General features: G+C 65.0%; 8 protein-coding genes and 2 pseudogenes. 5 read left to right on the plus strand and 5 right to left on the minus strand.

Annotation, left to right across the window (positions count from 1 at the left end):
* Positions 1–26: 26 nt before the first annotated feature.
* Together yccS and ppc are read right to left on the minus strand one after the other, a co-directional pair.
* Positions 27–2249, minus strand: coding sequence for a YccS family putative transporter (yccS, locus tag H9K75_RS05800; RefSeq protein ID WP_187725100.1), 2223 nt, complete (start codon positions 2247–2249; stop codon positions 27–29).
* A 51-nt stretch (positions 2250–2300) separates the two neighbouring features.
* Positions 2301–5146, minus strand: a pseudogene (gene ppc, locus H9K75_RS05805) (phosphoenolpyruvate carboxylase).
* A 178-nt stretch (positions 5147–5324) separates the two neighbouring features.
* Between ppc and hemC the strand changes: the two are divergent.
* From hemC to H9K75_RS05825, 4 genes and pseudogenes are all read left to right on the plus strand, one after another.
* A complete protein-coding gene (gene hemC / locus H9K75_RS05810; RefSeq protein ID WP_187725101.1) occupies positions 5325–6266 on the plus strand; it encodes a hydroxymethylbilane synthase in 942 nt (313 codons plus the stop codon).
* Between the two features lie 7 nt (positions 6267–6273).
* Positions 6274–7068, plus strand: coding sequence for a uroporphyrinogen-III synthase (locus H9K75_RS05815; protein ID WP_187725102.1), 795 nt, complete (start codon positions 6274–6276; stop codon positions 7066–7068).
* 50 nt (positions 7069–7118) lie between these two features.
* Positions 7119–8204 (plus strand): uroporphyrinogen-III C-methyltransferase, encoded by a 1086-nt coding sequence (locus H9K75_RS05820; RefSeq protein ID WP_187725932.1) that lies wholly within the window; start codon positions 7119–7121, stop codon positions 8202–8204.
* 50 nt (positions 8205–8254) lie between these two features.
* A pseudogene (locus H9K75_RS05825) lies at positions 8255–9537 on the plus strand (heme biosynthesis HemY N-terminal domain-containing protein).
* A gap of 159 nt (positions 9538–9696) precedes the next feature.
* On the opposite strand, the gene H9K75_RS05830 reads toward H9K75_RS05825, so the two are convergent.
* The 3 genes from H9K75_RS05830 to H9K75_RS05840 form a co-directional block, all read right to left on the minus strand.
* Positions 9697–11733: a reverse transcriptase family protein gene (locus tag H9K75_RS05830; protein WP_187725103.1), complete on the minus strand. Its 2037-nt coding sequence runs from the start codon at positions 11731–11733 to the stop codon at positions 9697–9699.
* Between the two features lie 357 nt (positions 11734–12090).
* On the minus strand, positions 12091–13818 hold the full coding sequence (locus H9K75_RS05835) for an SWIM zinc finger family protein (protein ID WP_187725104.1): 1728 nt from the start codon (positions 13816–13818) through the stop codon (positions 12091–12093).
* A gap of 8 nt (positions 13819–13826) precedes the next feature.
* Positions 13827–16922: a hypothetical protein gene (locus H9K75_RS05840; protein ID WP_187725105.1), complete on the minus strand. Its 3096-nt coding sequence runs from the start codon at positions 16920–16922 to the stop codon at positions 13827–13829.
* Positions 16923–17227: 305 nt separating this feature from the next.
* Here H9K75_RS05840 and H9K75_RS05845 point away from each other — a divergent pair, with 305 nt between their 5' ends.
* On the plus strand, positions 17228–17854 hold the full coding sequence (locus tag H9K75_RS05845; RefSeq protein WP_187725106.1) for a VOC family protein: 627 nt from the start codon (positions 17228–17230) through the stop codon (positions 17852–17854).
* Positions 17855–17989: the final 135 nt, after the last annotated feature.

Raw genomic sequence — 17989 nt, forward strand, 5'->3', positions numbered from 1 at the left:
GGCGCTTTTTTGTGTCTCAAGTCCGCTTATTTTGCACCGTCACTCGCAAGCGCAAGCTCTGCCGTCACCTGCCGCAGCGGCGCTATCTGGCGGCAGATCAGCGCGAGCTGGTTGAGCTGCACGCGCAGCAGCCCCGGGGCCGATTCGGCATGGTCTTCGAGCGTGCTGATCACCGCCTCGCAGCCTGCATCGTCGGCCAGCGCGGTCTCGAACATTCCATGCGCGCGCAGCGCTGACGCGATGGTGTTGAATGCGTTCACCGCCAGCTCGCCCGATGAGAGCAATACCGCATCCTGCGCCGCGCCGCCGAGCTTGCCGCGATGCGCGCCAAGTGCCGAGACATAGTTGAGCAAGCTGTGCGAGCGCACCAGCACGCGCTGCCCCCACCGCACATTGCGACGCGCCCAGTAGGGCTCCTGCATGAGCTGATTGAACGAATTCGACAGCGCGGCATCGGCGTCGTGCGCGTTGCGGCGCGCGACGCGGTAGTCCAGATCGTCGTCCTTGCCCTGCGCGTACTGCGAAAGAATCTCGCGCAGATAGGCCGCATTCGCCGCCACGGCGTTGGCGGCAGCGACGTTCAGGCGACGGCCCTGCCAGTCGGGTAGTACCAGCAGCATGGCGACGGCGGAAATCACGCTGCCCACCAGCGTATCGATCAGGCGCGGTGCAATCAGCTCGTAGGCCGCGCCGGTGGTCTGGTTGAAGCACATCAGCACCATCAGCGTGATGGCGGCGGTGCCGATCACATAGCGTTGATTGCGCGTGATGAAGAACACCACGCCGGCACCTACGGCGATCAGCGCCTGCGTCGCGAGCCCCGGAAACAGCTTGAGCAAGGCCCAGCCGACGAGCAGGCCGAGCACCGTTCCGATGATGCGCTCGAAGACGCGGGTGATGGTCGCGCCATACGTTGCCTGGCAAACGAAGAGCGTGGTCAGCAGGATCCAGTGACCATGCTCCGGATCGGTCATCTGCATCGCCAGACAGCCCGCCGCGAGCGCCGCCGACAGCCGCACCGCATGGCGCAGCAGTGGTGATCGCCAATGGAACTGGCGAGTGATGCGCGACCAGGCATCGCCCAGCGTGCGGGCCGAGGCGTCGAACAGCGTCACGTCGCCAAGCCAGGCCGTATCAAGCGGGCCGGTGGCCAGCGTGAGCTGCGCATCCAGCGTCGTGAGATTGCGCGACAACGCCCGCAGGGAATGCAGCGGGCGCAGCCAGTGCGCTCGATTCTGCTGCTCCAGATACGTGATTGCTGCGTCGAGATCAGCAATGGCCTGCGCCACTTCCACGCCGCGCGTGAACGCCTCGTGCGCACGCAGCGCCTCGGCGAGGCGCGCGCAGGTCACGCCCTGTAGCGCAAGCACGCGCTGGCAGCGGTACAGCACGTCGCTGTGAAACAGTTCATCGGCCCAGTCGTTGTAGAGATAGTGCGATGAGCTGGCTCGCTCGTGAATGTCCTGCGCGAGAAAGTACAGGTTCAGGCAACGCAGCAGCTCGCCCTGCGGCGCGCGGCCCGCCTGCATGCGGCTCAGCAATCGCTCCTTCATCACGTTGAGCACGGCCACGACGCGGCCATTGGCCTGTGCAAGTCCGATGCGCCGCTGCTGCACATCCACGCCGCGCACCGGCTCGAACAGGCTGGCCTTGAGCTGGAGATAGCCGCTGAGTTCGGCATAAAGTTGCGCAAGCCCGATGCGCAGCGGCCGCAGCGCAAACGCCATCTTCCAGAGCACCGACAGCAGGCCGTACCAGGCAGCGCCGGTGAGCAAAAGCACCGGGACAAGATGCGCCTCGGGTTGCGACTGCGAAGGCGGTTGTCGGGTCGCGCCCACGCTCATCGCCGTATACAGCGCCAGAATCACCGACGCTGTGGACACCGCACGGTAGCCCTCGCCCACCGCGCCGAGCATGGTGAGCGCTAACGTGAAACCACACAGCGCGAGCGCAAAAAGCAGGGGCGACTGAACCACGGCCTCGATGCTGAAGGACACCAGCGCGAAGCCGCACAGTGTGATCACCAGCGTGCGCAGACGACCGCGCCAGTTGTCGTCGGTCTCGGCGAGCGCACTGGCGATCACGCCGAGAAACAGCGGCACCAGCCATGGCATGTGACCGCTGCTCCAGCACCACCACATCGCGCCGCCAAGCGCCAGCGCCACGGGCACCGCCTGGAGCGATGCCTCGTACACGCGCAGGCGATGCAGCCAGCCGCTCAGCGCCAAATCACGTCCCCGCAACTGCATGATCTATCGGTTCCAGCCACTCGAAAAAACAGTCGCGGATGATGCACGCAATCAGCCGGTGTTGCGCAGCGCGGCGGCAATACCGTTAATGGAAATCTGGATACCCGTCTTCACGCGGTCATCGCCCTGCCCCAGACGCCAGCGCCGGATCAACTCGACCTGTAGGTGATGCAGCGGATCGATGTAGGGAAAGCGGTGGCGGATCGAACGCGCAAGCGCCGAGTTGTGCGCAAGCCGCTGCCTGTCACCGGTGATGCGTACCAGCGCGTCGGAGGTGCGCTGCCATTCGGCCTCGATGGCACCGAACACCTTCTTGCGCAGCCGCGCATCGCCCACAAGTTCGCTGTAGCGGGACGCCAGCGCCATGTCGCTCTTGGCGAGCACCATGTCCATGTTGGAGAGCAGCGTGCGAAAAAACGGCCACTGGCGGTACATCTTCTGCAACAGCGCGAGCTGCGCCTTGGGATCCTTGCCAGGGGCCTTGATGAACGCGTCGACGGCGGCGCCGAACCCGTACCAGCCTGGAAGCGTCAGGCGGCACTGCCCCAACTGAAACCCCAGGGAATCGCGCGCAAATCCTCGATCTTCTGCGTTGCCTTGCGCGATGCGGGACGCGAGCCGATGTTCATTTCGGCGATTTCGCGAATCGGTGTGGCGCTGAAGAAATAGTCGGTAAAGCCCGGTGTGTCGAACACCAGCGCGCGGTAGGCTCCCATGCTGGCCCGCGAGAGCTGTTCGGCGGTATCCAGAAATATTCGGGTGGCCGGCTTCGTGGGCTGCAGCAAGGTGGCCTCAAGCGTCGCGGCAACCAGGGTTTCCAGATTGCGTCGGCCGATCTCGGGATTGGCGTATTTGGAGGCAATCACCTCGCCCTGCTCGGTCAGACGTATCTGTCCACGCACGGTGCCCGGCGGCTGCGCCAGAATCGCCTGATAGCTGGGGCCACCGCCGCGGCCCACGGTGCCGCCACGGCCATGGAACATGCGCAACTGGATTTGCGCGCCGTGCCGGGCCGCGTTGAGTACGTCGAACAAGGCGACCAGCGCGATCTCGGCGCGATACAGCTCCCAACTGCTGGTGAAGATGCCGCCATCCTTGTTGCTGTCGCTGTAGCCGAGCATGATGTCCTGCTCGGCGCCACTCGCGCGCACCAGCGCGGCATAGCCCGGCAGCGCATACAGCTCGCGCATGATGGGCGCGGCATTGCGCAGGTCTTCGATGGTCTCGAACAGCGGCACGACGATGAGATCGGCGCGCCCGCCCTGATCGAGCGTGCCCTGCATCAGCCCGACTTCCTTTTGCAGCAGCAGCACCTCGAGCATGTCGCTCACGGTCTCGGTGTGGCTGATGATGTAGTGGCGGATCGCATCGTTGCCGTAGCGCTTGCGCATCGCGAGTGCCGCCTCGAAGATAGCGATCTCGTCGGCCGTGTGGTCGGAGTACGTCGCCCCCATGACACGCAGCGAGCGCGCATCCGACAGCAACTGCATCAACAGCGTGCGGCGCTCGGGTTCGCTCAGCGCACAGTAGTCAGGTGCGATGCGCGCCGTCGCCAGCAGCTCGGCGACGACGCGCTCATGCTGGTCGGAGCTTTGGCGCAGATCGACCGTCGCGAGGTGAAAACCGAAAACTTCCACCGCGCGGATCAGCGGGCGCAGGCGTTGTTGCGCCATGGCCGACGCCTTGTGCGACAGCAGCGATGATTCGATCACGCGCAGGTCGGCGAGAAACTCTTCGGCGTTCAGATACGGGTTCTGGGGCGCTACCGCGTGGCGCGCCGCTTCGCCGCCGGCAAGCGACTTGAGCGTTGCCGCCAGACGCGCATAAATGCCCGTGAGCGCACGGCGATAGGGCTCGTCGGCGCGGTGTTCGCTGGTGTCGGGAGAGCGGTCGGCCAGCGCCAGCATCGGCAGCGGAATGTGCACCAGGTTGGAAGACAGCGACAGCTCGCGCCCGAGGTTGTGCACCTCCGTCAGATAGTGCCGCAGCGCCACCTCGGACTGCCGCTTGAGCGCCAGCGCAAGCGTCGCGGCGCTGACGTTCGGATTGCCGTCGCGGTCGCCGCCGATCCACTGGCCCATGCGCAGAAAGCTGGCCACGTGCTGATGGCCCAGCTCGCGCTCCAGCTCCGCATAGATGCGCGGAATCTCGCGAAGAAAGGTGTATTCGTAGTAGGACAGCGCGTTCTCGATCTCGTCGGCCACCGTGAGCTTGGAGTAGCGCAGCAGCCGCGTCTGCCAGAGTTGGGCGACGCGCGCGCGCAGTTGCGCCTCGTTGGCAGCCAGTTCGCGCGGCGTGATCGGGTCCTTCGCGCTGTTGTAGAGCTGCGCGCGCAGGGCGATCTCTTCGCGCTCGGTGAGCAGATCGGCGATCTCGCGCTCGGAATCCAGAATGCTCTTGCGCTGCACCTCGGTCGGATGCGCGGTGAGCACCGGAGATACGTAGCTCCTGGCAAGCGACTGCGCGACGGCGCGCGGTGCAATCCCGGCCCAGCGCAGTCGCGCGAGCGCCACTTCGATGCTGCCTTCCTGCGCGCTGCCCGCGCGCTCGTGAATCTCGCGGCGACGGATGTGGTGGCGGTCTTCGGCCAGGTTGGCCAGATGGCTGAAATAGGTGAACGCGCGGATCACGCTCACCGTCTGGTCGCCCGTCAGCCCCTTGAGCAGCTTCTTGAGCGCCCTGTCCGCCTCCTGATCCGCGTCGCGGCGAAACGCGACCGAGAGCTTGCGGATCTGCTCGACGAGGTCGTATGCGGCCACACCTTCCTGCTCGCGGATCACATCGCCCAGAATGCGCCCAAGCAGGCGAATGTCCTGAATCAGCGGCAGATCCTTGTCGGTCTTGCGCACGGCGGGAGCATTGGCGGAGGCATCGGATTTGCGAGCGGATGCGGACATGCGGAAGGTCACTCCTGAACTTTGGGACGATGAGGGCGGCATCTGTATCGCGCCATGACACGCCTGATCAAATCAACCGCACCAGAATCTACTGGTACTGTAGGAAACTGCTGCAACGCAACATGCTAGCATCCCCGAGCGCCCGTTCAGGGCGCACACGATCGAATACGTCATCGCCATGAAAATAGTTCCCACGCAGTCCTCTCCCTTTGTGATCGCCACACGCGAAAGTCGCCTTGCCATGTGGCAGGCCGAGCATGTCCAGGCCCTGCTGCGCAATGCCGGGTACAGCATCGAGCTGCTGGGCATGACCACCAAGGGCGACCAGATTCTGGACCGCACGCTCGCCAAGGTTGGTGGCAAGGGGCTGTTCGTGAAAGAGCTTGAACTGGCCCTCGAAGAAGGCCGCGCCGATCTCGCCGTGCATTCGCTCAAGGACGTTCCGATGGAGCTGCCCGCCGGTTTCGAGCTGGCCTGCGTGATGGAACGCGAAGACCCGCGCGATGCCTTTGTCTCGCCACACCACGCCACGCTGGCCGATCTGCCGCAGGGCGCGGTGGTCGGCACGTCGAGCCTGCGCCGCCAGGTGCTGTTGCAGGCACTGCGCCCCGATCTCAAGATCGAGCCGCTGCGCGGCAACCTCGACACACGGCTGCGCAAGCTCGATGAGGGCCAGTACGCGGCCATCGTGCTTGCCGCAGCGGGACTGAAACGCCTGGGGCTTGAGGACCGCATACGCCACGCGTTCGAGCCCGGGGAAATGTTGCCCTCCGCCGGTCAGGGCGCGCTCGGCATCGAGATTCGCGCCGGGCGCGACGATCTCAAGCAGGCGCTCGCGCCGCTGGCGCACACACCCACCTGGTTGACCGTGACGGCCGAGCGCGCGGTGAGCCGCGCCATGGGCGGCAGTTGCTCGGTGCCACTGGCAGCGCATGGCCGCTGGTCGGGTAACACGCTGCGCATCGACGCGGCCTGGGGCGATGTGGAAGGCAAGACCTCGCTGATCCGCGCCACGGCTGAATCGGATGGCGTGAGCGATCTGGCATCGGCCGATGCGCTCGGGGTTGCCGTTGCCGCCAAACTCAAGGCGGCGGGCGCAAGAGTCAGCACCGCGTCCTGAGCGCGCAATGACACGCGTTCTGATCACCCGCCCCTCGCCCGAAGCCGAGCGGTGGGCAGAGCAACTGCGCGCGCAGCACATCGATGCCGCCGCCCTGCCCCTGCTTCGCATCGCCGCCGTGCGCGATCCGCAATTACAGGCGGCGCTTGCACACGCCCGCTCGCGACTTCATGCATTCCATGCGCTCATGTTCGTCAGCGGGAACGCGGCGGCGGCTTTTTTCGCGGACGCTGCGGCGCTGACTCCGGGTGATGTTGCTGGCAGCCTGCCGCGTTTCTGGTCTCCCGGCCCGGGCACGGCGCGCGCACTGGAACAGGCGGGCGTGCCCGCGAGTCGGATCGACGGCCCGGCGCAGGATTCCGGGCAGTTCGATTCGGAAAGCCTCTGGCTCGCCGTCGGCCCACAGATCGGGGCGGGCAAGCGCGTGCTCATCGTGCGCGGCGCCAATGCCCGCGAGACCAGGGGCGGCAACGGACGCGACTGGCTGGCCGCGCAAATCACCGGCGCTGGCGGGGAGGTGGAATTCGTTGCCGCCTACGAGCGCCGCGGCACCTCGCTCGCTCCAGAGGACAAAGACCTTGCGCGGTGTGCGGCCTCGGACGGCACACTGTGGTTTTTCAGCAGTTCCGAGGCCATCGAGAATCTCGCGCGCGAATTGCCGCAAACATGCTGGGACAAGGCCCGCGCGCTGGTCACCCATCCACGCATCGCCGATACCGCCCGTGCAGCCGGGTTCGGCTACGTAAGTGAGTGCCGCCCTACACTACAGGAAGTGATAGCGTCGATAAAATCAACAATATGAGCCTCGAGCCCCAACACACAATCCACGAAGAGACGACGGAAAGCGCGGCGATGTCGGCCAGAGCCCCGGCCGCAGCGGCGCCAGCCGCCACGCCCGTGCCAGGCGCGAGCAACAACGGCAATGGCTCTCGCCTGCTTGTCACCGCCATCGGACTGGTGGCCGTCGCTGGCCTCGTGAGCAGCGTCATGCTGTGGCAGAAGCTCTCCAATATTCAGGAACAACTGGCCCGCCAGACCGCCGACTCGGGCGCTCAGGCCATTGAGGCCCGCACCATGGCCCGCGAGGCCGCCGATGTGGCGCGCGACACCTCCGCGCGCCTGACGGTCACTGAAACCCGCGTCGGCGAGGTGGCGCTTCAGCGCACCCAGCTCGAAGAGCTGATGCAGAGTCTTTCGCGCTCGCGTGACGAAAATCTGGTGGTGGACATCGAATCGGGCCTGCGTCTGGCGCTGCAGCAGTCGCAGCTCACCGGCAGTATCGAGCCCGTCGTTGCCGCCCTCAAAAGCGCCGATCAGCGCATCGAACGTGCGGCCCAGCCGCGCCTCGCACCGGTGCAACGCGCCATCGCGCATGATCTGGACCTGATCGGAAAATCCGCCGTGACCGACACCTCGGGCCTATTGGGCCGCGTGGACGATCTCACGCGCCAGGTCGATGAAATTCCGCTACTCAATGCCGTCGTGCCCGCATCCACCATGCGCCAGCGCAACGCCCATGCGCGCTCCGCCGCCGAGCCGCCTGCTCCGGTCGATCCGGACGAACCGCGCTGGAAGACCATGCTCGGCAACACCTGGGAGGCCATCACCGCCGAGGCGCGCGGACTGGTGCGCGTGAGCCGCATCGACCAGCCCGACGCGGTGCTGATAGCGCCTCAGCAGGCCTATTTTCTGCGCGAGAACCTCAAGCTCTCGCTACTGAACGCGCGCCTTGGCATTCTCTCGCGCCGCATGGACTCCGCCCGTCTCGATCTGAACAATGCGCGCACCGCGCTGGTCAAATATTTCGACCCCGAATCGCGCTACACGCAGCGCGCCATCGACACCATCTCGCAGTTGCAGTCCAACATGCAGGGGCTTGAACTGCCGCGTCTGGACGAGAGCTTCACGGCACTCGCCACCGCTGCGGCGGGCCGATGATGACGATGACGACGACGAGTAAGCCGACGATGAACGGAAAGCCCTGACCCATGCGCGCAGCTCTCTGGCTCCTGGCCCTGTTTGGTGTCGCCGTGGCGGTTGCCCTGTTTGCAGGCAACAACCACGGCACAGTGACGCTGTTCTGGCCGCCCTACCGGGTGGATCTCTCGCTCAATGCGGTCTTGCTGCTGCTGTTCGGTAGTTTTGCGATTCTGTATGGAGCGCTGCGGGGCACGGCAACGCTGCTTGCGCTGCCCAGTCGCGCGCGCCGCTGGCGTTTGCAGCAAAAGGAACGCGCCATGCACGCCTCGCTGCTGGACGCCATGTCGCAACTGCTCGCGGGCCGCTTCCTGCGCGCACGCAAAGCCGCCGAATCCGCCATTGCGCAGGAAAGCGATCTGTCGCACACGCTTCCCGTTCCGCACGGCCTCCAACTGCGCACGCTCTCGCACATCGTCGCTGCCGAAAGCTCGCACGCCCTGCAGGATCGTCCCACGCGCGAAGCGCATCTGCAGCAGGCGCTCGACTCGATTCCGGCGAATCCGTCCACATCCGAACAGGAACTGCGCGATGGTGCGCAAATGCGCGCCGCGCGCTGGTCGCTCGACGAACGCGATGCCAACGCAGCACTCGACCGCATGGCCTCGCTGCCCGCCGGGGCCGCGCGCCGCACGCTGGCCCTGCGCGCCAAACTCAAGGCATCGCGCATGGCGCATCTCACGCAGGAAGCACTCGACACCGCGCGCCTGCTCGGCAAACACCGCGCGTTCTCACCCGCCGCCGCCGAAAGCATCGTGCGTAGCCTCGCGGTCGAATTGATCAACGACGCCCACGACCCCGCGCAATTGCAGCGCGCGTGGATGACGCTCGACACCAATGAGCGCGCCATGCCCGAACTCGCGATCCACGCCGCCCGCCGACTCGCGGAACTCGAAGGCGACCCGGCGCAGGTGCGTCAATGGCTGCTGCCCGTGTGGGAGCTCATGGCCGATCCCCATCAACGCCAGCCATTGAGCGACCCTCAGGCCCGCAAGCTGATCCAGGTGCTCGAATCCAACCTGAGCGGCATCGACGCGACCTGGCTTGCGCGCATCGAAAGCGCCCAGCAAGCCAATCCCCGGGACGCGCGTCTGCAATACCTGTCGGCCGTAGCCTGCCTGCACCTCGAACTCTGGGCAAGGCCCAGCAACTGTTCACCCAGGCCGCCCCCAAGCTCACCGACAACAAACTGCGCGCCAGCGCATGGCGCTTCCTCGCCGAACTCGCCGAACACCGCAACGACGAACCCGCCGCAGCCGAAGCCTGGAAACAGGCCGCCATCGCCGCACTCTAATCAGTCACTCCGCTTCTCGCGAAGTCGCGAGATGCCCTCGGTACGAGCGAAGCAAGATGCCCCGTCGAGGGCAGTCCCGGCCTCTCCCCTCAGAATCGCGAAAACGCAGTGTGAAAACACGCGTCCCTCACCCCATCCCCTTCACCAAATACCCCAACATCACAGCCCCACCAACACCCCCATGAACACATCCCACCGCTGCCTGCGCATGTAATACAAAACAATCACCGCAATCATCGCGAAGATGGTGATCAGCCGGTTGTGCAGAATCGATCCCATCACGAAGCAGATCACCATCTGCATCCAGTAAGTCCCCAACCGACCCGCAGGCTTGTCCTTCGATGCGCCTTGATCGTCGCGCCCGGCAGCATCGTCGAAGCTAAACCGCCCGCTCGCATTACCCTGATCTTCCTGCCGCGAGGAACCCGATTGCGGCCCACGCCCGAAATGCGAATCGGACGAAGAGCGCCGGTTTGACGAAGCCCCCGAAGCGGAGGACGCGCCATGGCGCGCAAGCTGCCGCGCCTCGCGGCGTTGCAAATCCGTCTGCTCAAGCACCGGCTCCAATGCCGCCGCCGGTTGCCACCAGGGCTCGCCATTCGTGCGAACCGGTGCCCGCCCAGCCGCTGCAAGCGCGCGAAACGACGCGGGTGACGATGAACTCGCCGACCGCTGGTCCTGGCGACTCGCCGCAAGCAGGGCATCGTTGGCCCGGTCGAGCGGACTGCGCATGAGTTGCTGGGCATCGGCGAGCAATTGCCTGCCCTGACGCGCATTGATCTGGTGCACGAACTGTGCGAGGCCCAGCAACTGCGAAGGCTGGGCCTGCTGTCCCTGCCAATGCGCTTGCGTGGAGGTGCTTGCATCCGCAGCAGATCGGGACGCCCGATGCAAGGCGGCGCGCAGCCTGCGGCGCGTTTTTCTGGATACGCTGGGCGATGGCCCGTTGACCACGAGACCCGTGACCTCCTGACGCCGCCCCTTGCGCATCACACGTTCCTTGTCGGGATGGGGTGTGAAGCCCTCGTCGCGCAGAATCCAGCGCACGCGGCCAAGCAGCTTGCCGACATGGTCGCGCGCCGCCTCGCCCGAAGCGGAGAACGTGAGATCGTCGGCATAGCGGGTGTAGACAAAACCGAGTTGTCGGGCCAGCCCCTGCAAGCGCCGGTCCATGCGACGACACAGCAGATTGGTGACCATGGGGCTGGTCGGCGCGCCCTGCGGCAGCACCCGCTCGCGCGCCTTGCCGCCAACGAACAGGCGCTCGCCATCGACCTGCCAGGCCTGCGCGCGGTTTTCACTGCACAGCAGCGCGAGCACCGTGGCGACACCCTCGCCATAGCCCAGTTGGCGGAACACGCCCTTGATGCGGGCAAACGCAATGCTGGGGAAGAAATCCTTCACGTCGAGATTGATCACCACGTCCTGCCCCGCGTGCGGAGCGGCGTTGCTGATGATCGACCGACCGGCCAGAAAACCGTGCGCGGCCTCGTGCGCCGGAATCTTGTTCAACACGTTATCAAGCACCCAATACTGCGCGCGTTTCAGGCGCGGCATGGGTGCGGAAATCAGGCGCTCGCCACCGGTTTTCTTGGGCAGTGTGAACGAGTGGTAATGATGGGTGCGCGCGACCTCGCGATGAAAGCTCAGAAACCGCAGTTCCGCGACGCTCACGCCCATGGACTCGGCCAGTTGTGCGGCGCTGCTCAATGCGGGCAGGCCATGGCGAGCCAGACGCGGTAGATCCGGAATCGCCCGATCACGCGTGCGTCTCGACGTCTGTTCCTGCTCCTGCTGCGTGAGCGGCCCGTCCACCAGAGCCGCCGATACGCCAGGACCGAGATATCCCACATGCGATGCGCGCCTCGCATGCCAGGCAAGCGCGCGTTCATGGCGTTTTTTCGCCTGTTCGCGTTTGGTCGTCTCGCGCTTTTCCCGCGCATTCTTCATGCGTTGCTTGCGCATCTCGCGCAGCGCGCGCTCGGGGTCGCGCCGCACACCCAACTGCTGGTTCAGCTCACTGAGTTCGCGTTGCAGCTCGCCTTCGCGATGAATCAGTTCCGCCGCGAGTTGCGGCTGCCCTTCTGCCTTGGGCCAGAAACCCAGCCGCTGCATCTCGTCAAGAATGACTTCCTGCTTGCTCGACTGGGCGATGCGTTCGTAGATTTCCGCGCGAGTGGGTTGCGGATTGCTCATGCTTCACCTCCGATGTTTGAAGGTGCAGCCCGCGAACGAAGTGAAGCAGAAGAAAAGGAGAAAGAGAAAAGACAACGAGAAAAAAAGGATGGAGCAGCGCGCTTCTCGTCGAAGAGCCTGAAAGGCTCACGGACGGGAGCTGTTCGCTCGACGCCACCCCGCCACGGTAGTGCAGCTTCGCTTGTAGCAAGCCACTCAGGAAATGCACTACCGTGGCTGGGGTGGCACAGTGAAAACGGCGCCCGTGATGCATGAAACGGCAGTTCACATGGGCGGCGAAACACCACCCGGATTGCAAGAGCCTGCGCGTTGAATCTGCTCCATCAAAAAGGAGTTTAGTGCAATTGGTCAGAAAACTCACGCGATTTCTCCCTGCTTTTCAAGGGATGTGGAAACTATCGTGCGGCGATGCGCGTCGAGCGCATCCTGGGCAGCCAGCCGCAGCGCCACGATGTGCTGGCAAGGACCTCGGTACAAGCGGTTTTGCTGGAAAAAATTGCAGGTACAGCGCGCATCCGTCATGTGATCGTCGGCAGTGAGTTCCAACTGCGTTTCAAACCAGCGCTTGTCACCATTGCCGCGCGAAATCCGTCCCGTCACGCGGGTAAAACCGTCCGCAAAATCAATCTGCGGCACCGCCACCGCACCGCTACGGATCAGATTGAGCGCGGCTTCCTCTTCGGGCGATGCGGGCACCATGCGCTGTTCGGCGCTAAGCGGCTCGCGCAGCAGCTCGCGCCACGCATAGCGTTCGGCCGACAGGTCATATACCGCGCGGCCCGCGTTCATCCAGCTCGTCATGCAGGCATGGACCTGCGCGATGGAAAGTCCCGTCATCGCGGCGAGTTCCTGCGCACTGGCCTGCCAGCAAGATTGCAAGGCCTTACCGACCGCATCGATGTCCGCATCCTTTACATCGGCCTGGGGTGCCATCAGATGAAAACGCGCGCTTGCGGCCCAGTCATTGGCGCTCCAGCCGGAAAGGCCGAGCGTGACGGTCACGAGCCCCATGTCGATCACCCAGAAGCTCGGCATGCCGGTGCCAAGCAAATGCACACGCACGCGCGTGGCCTGTGAGATCAGCCGCTCCAGCGTCAGCAGACGCCGGCGTCCCCAGATGCGTATGGTCCGCGCCGGTGTGGACGCTGGCCCCAGCAACTGCGAACGCTTGGTCTGAAGGCGCTTCTCCCACGGCTCGAACACGATGCACGGTGCGGCATCGGGCGCCAATTCAAACCGCATCGCGCGCGGGCCATGTTTTTCGCGCTGGGATCGCAGTTGCGCGCAGATGTTGAACACATCCATGGGATGCAGATCGATCACGGTCGCGGGCAGTGCCATGGCGCTCGACACCTGCAGAAAACCGCGCAACCAGCTATCGGGCAGCTCGATCTTTTCCTCGCGCAGACCCGGATCATCGCCGGTGCGCACGTCAAAGCCCGAAGGATCGAGTTGCAGCCGCGTGTCCTTGTAGTTGCGGATCTTCTGGAATTCTTCGTAAAGACTTGCCGAGTAGTCGATGTTGGTCGTGCCGCAGATCATTTCGCCCGCATGCTCGAACGCCGCGTGCTGGATGCTGACCGAGCAGTAACTGGACTCGTCCTGGCTGAACGCCTCGAACAGCAGGCGGTCGGGATGCACGGTGATCACGGGATCGAGCACGTACCAGAGATCGCGGTTGTTCTGGTAGAGCCAATCGAAATATTGGCGCTGCGCCCGATAGAACGGGCTCAGCACCTTGGCCTTGCTCTCGCGCAGGCGCCTGAGTTCGACCGTGATCTCCTTGGCACGCTCGCGGATATGGCCCGTATCGGCCATGAAACCGGCGAGCAGTTGCGACTCGTGCTCGGCCAGCCACTGGCGGTAAGCGGTCTTGTCGCGACCACGCGTGCGCATGTCGCTCACCACCACATCGTGCAGCGCAGACAGGCCTTCGCGCACCTGCAGATAAGCGAGCCCGTCGCGTCTCAGAATGCCGTCAAAGCGCGTGGGTGGCCTGAGCAGATCGGGCGCAAACGAAAATGATTGCGAGGCCGCCGTGTCGCTGACCTGTGTCGCACCGTAGTACTGGTATTTGAATTCCATGGCTGACCTCAGATGACGGACGTTGCCGGGCCGCTTGCGCGGTGCTCGACGGCGACCGGCTGCATGAAACTCTGCGCAAGCGCAGGGTGGCGCCCGGCGATGTCGCGCAGGCCCGCTACATAGTCCGGCTGATCGGCGAGACTCGCGCTCACCACCTGCCGCGCAAAGATGCCGGCCACCACGCTCGCCGTGTCCGGTGAGTCGAGTTGCGTGCGCAAAAACGCGAGCACCCGCGTCTTGCTCGCGCGGGCGCGGTGCACCTGGCTGAGCACCGCAAGAAAATAAGGCTGTAGTTCCTGAAGCCGCGCCGCACGGTCGCGCGGTGATTCGTCGGGCAGGCTCAAAAGCCACTGGGTGACGAACAATTGCACACTGGTACTCGGGTGTTGCGACAGCCGCGTGAGGCACATGCTCGCCTCGGGAGCGGTCATGCGCTGCGTGAGCCGCTGGCGGCCAAGCGCCTGCACCCAGACCTGCGGATGGTCCACCCAGGCAATCAGCAGTTCGGGAGACAGTGCCGATGCCGGCAGGCGTTCGCCAAACAATGTGCGCGCGTATTCCTGCGTATCGGCAAAACGCGCGTCGGCCAGCGTCAGCAACTGCTCGGCCTGCGCGGGCGTGGTCTGCCCGATGGGTGCAAGCAGCGTGTCCAGGCTCCGTCGGCTGCGCGCGCGCACGTCGGTATCCGCGTGTCGTGCGAGCGTGGCCCACTGGCGCAGGCTGTAGGCCTCGTCGCCGAGCGACTGCAAGGCCCACGCACCGTAACGCTGCGCTCCGCTTGCACGCGCCTGCAACGCCCGCCATGCGCCCGAGGCATCGCGCGCGGGCGCCGCGTCGCGCAGCGGCCCGGTCAGCAGCGCAAGCGCATCGTCGTAGGCGCCCTCGCCCTCCTCGGCACGAAACAGCACGTCATGCAGGCGCTCGGCGATGCGCGCGTTGCAGCGCGAGTCCTGCGCCAGGCGCGTGATGATTGGCTTGACGGCCTCGCGCAATTCACGGTGCGGCGAGACGGCAAACTCCGCGAGCACGTCGGCTTGTTCGTAGAGCAAGTCGTCCGGCAGGCTGCCCAGCAGGCGAATGCCACAGGCCACGCGCGCGGGCTCGTCGGCTGCGAGCAATGCGCGCAACGAGCTTGCGGGCAGCGTCTGCAATGCGGTTGGATGAACCAGCAGCCAGGCTGTGGCGATCTGCACCAGCGGCGTGAGCGAATGCTCGAGCAGGCGTTGAAGCGGCAGTGGCGGCACGCTGGCCGCCGACCTCGCGAGCGGCGCGTTCTCGCTCAACAGCGAAACGATGTTGTCGCGGATTTCAGGAAGCGCCGGGTTGGCGTCGTCGATCGTGGGCAGCACGGCCAGCAGGGCCAGCGCGACCGCCGCGCCATCGGCAAACGACAGCAGTGCAACGCCTTGCGTGCGAAGCACAGCCGCTGGCGAAATCAGCAGCGACGCCACCAGATCCGCATCACCGGCGGCACCGATCCGGTCGCGCGACAGCCAGGCGCTCAGGTAGTCCGCCGCAGGCCCGTCGCCGCATTGCGCCAGCACCATGAGCCACGGCCTGAGGGACTGCATGTCGCGCACGTCGGCCATGTGCCTTTGCACCACCTCGAGCCCGAGCGCGGCGGCGGGCGCATAGCGTTGACGCAGCAGCGGCGCAATCTGCGAAGCGTCCTGCGTATGCAGAAAATCCCGCTGATCGCTCAGTGCGCGCGTGAACGACCACAGCAGCAGCTCGGAACGCACCTGCCCCACCAGTTGCAGCAAGCGCTGCGGGTGCGCGTTCCACATCTGCGCCAGGCCGTCCACACGGTTGGCAGGCAACTGCTCCAGGTTCAACGGCGCGTTGACACGAAAACTCCACGCGCGATGCGAGGCGAGCAGGCCACTCCACTCGGGCAGCACCAGTCGTGCGGCCAGCAACCAGTGCATTTCGGGCAAGGCTCCGGCGCGGGTTGCGGGCTGCTCGCCGCACAGCTCGTCCATGCGTTTCAACAACGCCACGGCCAGCGCCGGAGCCTCGCTGTGCTCCACCGCCGCGAGCCGCCGCAGATGACGCCAGCCACGCAGGCGCATGTAGAGCACGGTCTCGCGGTGAAACTGCGCGAACGCGCCTTTCGGCCCGTCGAAGCGCGCATGCAGCACGGCCAGCGTTTCGTGATCGTGCCGCCACTCCGCGCGTTTGTAGATGCGCTTGATCGCGGGCCACAGGTCGCCGCCCGGATCGACGCTCGCCATCAGTTCGCGCGCCGTTTGCGCCATCGCATCGTCAAAACAACCGAGTTCATCGGTGTGCAGCAGCGCCAGCGCGTCGCCGGACATCTCTCGATTCTTTCGCCGTGACCGGCCGTCCATCGCGGCTTGCCCGCCCTGATCGGCAAGTAACTGCCGTGTCGATTCGAGCGCGGTGATGCGCTCGTCGGGACCGAGCAACGCGAGCCATGCCTGGCGCGCCAGATCGCGCGTCGCGCCGCTGCGCCCGCGCTCCGACAACGCCTGCATCGCAACCGCCGCTCCGCCGTCACGCAGACGCCCGATGAGGTAGGCCAGGCAGTAGTCGAGCAGATCGTCACCGGTTTCAAGCAGCGCAATCAGGCGCGGAACCTGCGCATGAAGCAACTGCTGGGCCGCGCCGCCGCGCGCCGGATCGGCATATTCCGCGAGCCGCCAGATCAGCCGCCCTTGCTGCCCGGCAGACATGCGCCGCCAGGCATTGCCATCGAGCCTCGCGCACAGCACGGCAATCGCCCGCGCCTGCGCCGATGATTCGGGTTGCGCGGTGGGCTCCGGCGCTGCGGCCATACGTTCGAAGGTGGCAACCTCATCGAAACCCTGCCTTGATTTCAGCACCTCGCCCGCCGCGAGCCGCTGCTGAAGATAGTTCACCGCCCGCTGCCGCGCCAGCTCGAGCGTGACGGGCATGGGCGTGAGCGTGCTTTCGTCCACCTGCGTGGCCAGCCCCGCCTTGAGATGCGTGGTCTGCAGCGTGACCACATGGCGCGCAGATGAATCCATCCCCGGTTGATCCAGCGCCACCACGCGCAGCGTGCTGATGCGTTCGTTGGCACCCTGGATTCTGGACAGTACGGCTTGGGCGAGGAGATTCATGCAGCAGGCATCGGGTGGATGTAAACGAGGGCTGATAAAGAAATCTGCCTATCGATCACGATGTCGGTCAAGAAAACTAGCTTCGAGTGTAGAGCACCTTGGCCGGCGCTTTGTAGTAGCTGCGCCAGCACACCCCACTGGATCGTCTGACAAACATCTCCAGCGAATCGATAGAAAAGTCTGATCTGAAACAAATGCACCGCATGCACCCTCAAGCAAGATCAAGCACTGCCAATTACCTTATTTCGTTTAGGTAAATTAATTACGCATAATAAAACCACATTCCTTTCTCTCAGGAGACTTCCATGAGCGCAATTCCCTCCGCAGCAACCCGCGCAAACCTGCCCTCCCCCGCCACCATCCAGCAGTTGCACCACTACGCCTACAAGGCGCGCGACGCCGAGGAGACGCGGCATTTCTATGAAGACATTCTTGGCCTACCGCTCTATCACATCATCCAGAGCGACTACGTCCCCTCCACCGGCGAGTACTGCCCGTACACGCATTTCTTCTTCCGGCTCAACGACGGCTCGTTCATCGCGTTCTTCGACATCGGCGACGATGAAAAGCCGCTGCCCTCGCCCAATACGCCGCCGTGGGTGAACCACATCGCCTTTCGCGTGGATACGGTCGCGGATCTCGAAGCCACGAAGGCGCGGCTTCAGGCGCATGGCATCGAGGTGCTCGGCATCACCGACCACCACATCTTCAAGAGCATCTATTTCTTCGACCCGAATGGAATCCGGCTCGAACTGTCGGCGCAGCTCGCGGGCGAGGCGCTGATGGCGCGCGAGAGCCGCACCGCCCACGCGCGTCTGGCGGAATGGACCGAGCGCAAGCAGCAGTGGCGCAAGGAACGCGCTGCGGGAAAGGTCACGGAATCCCTCAAGCCGGGCACCAATGACCGACCCGAATTCGTGCCCGGCAGTTGAATCCCGCAGATTCCGCACGCACGAGCGGCTCAATATGAGGTGAGCGCGGAGCCGAGGCGCGAAACGAATAAAATGGAACGAACCCTCCGACCATTGCCCCAACGGCATCCCACGGGATGCCGTTTTTCATTGCAT

This window comes from Diaphorobacter aerolatus, assembly GCF_014489535.1.
GTDB lineage: Bacteria > Pseudomonadota > Gammaproteobacteria > Burkholderiales > Burkholderiaceae_C > Diaphorobacter_A > Diaphorobacter_A aerolatus.